We start from the raw sequence: 466 nt of genomic DNA, 5'->3' as shown, positions 1-466 counted from the left end.
GGGGTCGGGTAAAGGATCTCCCGAATATTGGGTAGCTGTCGTTAAACCAGGTAGAATACTTTATGAAATGGGCGGAGTAGCAGAAAATATAGCCAGAAAGGCTATTTCAATAGCAGCATCAAAAATGCCTATACGAACTCAATTCATTATTTCGTGATAGAAATTTATAACCATAGGAAAGAGGTCTTGGAATAAAAAAGCAATTGCAGGTTTCTTTTTTTTGACAAAGAATATTTCTTTTTTTCTTCTCCCCTTTTTGTTTTGCATTGAAAGAACAGATTAAAAAATGATATGATTCAACCCCAGACCTATTTGAATGTAGCGGACAACAGCGGGGCCCGAGAATTGATGTGTATTCGAATCATAGGAGCTAATAATCGCCGATATGCTCATATTGGTGATGTTATTGTTGCTGTGATCAAAGAAGCAGTACCAAATATGCCTCTCAAAAGATCAGAAGTGATCA

At 37.1% G+C, this 466-nt stretch carries 2 protein-coding genes; both read left to right on the top strand.

The features are described from left to right. The coding region (locus DZ860_RS25445; RefSeq protein WP_120035737.1) for a ribosomal protein L16 at positions 1 to 157 on the top strand (157 nt) is incomplete at its 5' end. 134 nt (positions 158 to 291) lie between these two features. Then, positions 292 to 466 (top strand): uL14 family ribosomal protein (locus DZ860_RS25440; protein ID WP_207890689.1); only part of this gene is annotated, 175 nt, incomplete at its 3' end.

Origin of the sequence: Vibrio sinensis, assembly GCF_003605645.1 — a bacterium.
GTDB lineage: Bacteria > Pseudomonadota > Gammaproteobacteria > Enterobacterales > Vibrionaceae > Vibrio > Vibrio sinensis.
Note: the sequence above shows the minus strand (reverse complement) of the source record. Positions and strands in the feature narration are given on the sequence as shown.